Origin of the sequence: Treponema sp. Marseille-Q4523 (genome assembly GCF_016901105.1) — a bacterium.
GTDB lineage: Bacteria > Spirochaetota > Spirochaetia > Treponematales > Treponemataceae > Treponema_D.
In genome coordinates, this window is record NZ_JAFEVM010000093.1 from 1 (window position 1) to 1,320 (window position 1,320).

General features: G+C 45.7%; 1 protein-coding gene. It reads left to right on the plus strand.

Annotated features, from left to right (window positions below):
* The first annotated feature begins 260 nt into the window (after window positions 1-260).
* Window positions 261-1,313: an IS110 family RNA-guided transposase gene (locus JSQ97_RS12870; protein WP_205076418.1), complete on the plus strand. Its 1,053-nt coding sequence runs from the start codon at window positions 261-263 to the stop codon at window positions 1,311-1,313.
* Window positions 1,314-1,320 lie beyond the last annotated feature (7 nt).

A 1,320-nucleotide genomic window follows, 5' to 3' on the forward strand; every position in this document is an offset into this window, starting at 1 on the left:
AACGAGATGCTATGTTTTTAATTACCGGCAGAAGTGGTAGTCTTATCCGACGGGATAAGGGAGCAGACAGCAGGTTGCCCTAGAACGTGAGGAAATCTTGAATACAGAGGAACCTCGGCAACGAGATTAACCAAAACCTGCTGCCGTAAAACAAAATGCGGCCGCACCGCTAACGGTGCGTACCGCGAATAGGAGTTACGGTAACCAAAAAACCGGTAAAAGCTCCCTGTTCCCTATTTTATAGCACAAGGGGGTGTCGTATGCAAGGGAACGGAAGATGGATCGGCTTGGATTTGAGCAAGCGGACGTATGAAATGCGTTACTTTGATCAAAAAGGAAAGGTGAACGGATCCGGAGGATTAACGACAACAGCGGGAAGAGTAAAACTGTATGCAACGTTAAAGGCGGAAGATATTGTCGCGATGGAAGCGAATAGTCTTGCGTTTGTGATGGAGCGAGAGATGAGAGTTATCGGTTGTACGGTGGTAATCTTACATGCCTCTCAGTTATCGATAATCTATGCCAGTACGAAGAAGACGGATAAAGAAGATGCGGTAAAGCTTGCACGGTTGATTAAGCTATATGAAAAGGAAGACTTACCGATAGTGGATGTACCGACGGATACGGAATGGAATCGGAGGAAGTTAGTCAGAGAAACGAAGAGCTTGAAAGAAGATCGGACACGAGAGATAAATCGACTGCATGCCTTATTCGTGCAATGCGGGATAACGACAATTACGAAGAGTGATTTGAAAAGGGATACAAAGCGGCAGCATGTGCTTCCCCAGCTTTTTGGGTATGAAGCAGACCAAGCGAAACGAGTGTGTGAGAGGCTTACGGTATTGGAAGGGCACATACAGACGTTGGAAGGGATGATAAAAAAGGAATGCGAAGAGGATGAATCTATCAAGCGGGCACAAACGATACCGGGGGTAGGAGAAAAGACGGCACTTGCATTTGCAGCATATGTTGGAGATGGAAAGCGGTTTAGTAATGGAGATCAAGTGGCTAATTATCTTGGTTTAGTACCGCGGATAGATTGTTCGGGTACGATAAACAAGTATGGGCACATTACGAAGCAGGGGAATAGGGTTGTCAGAGCACTATTATATCAGGCGGCATGGGCATTGGTACGAAGCAAGTATGGGGGAGCATTACAGGCAAAATACTTTTATATGACAGGAGGAGGGAAAGGGAAGAAGGTATCGATAACGGCGATAGCGCGGAAGATGGCAAAATTATTGTATTTAATAATGAAAAATAAGGGGATGGAATATAAACAACTGCCTGCCCGTGTCTTACAAGCGGGCTAGAGCAAAC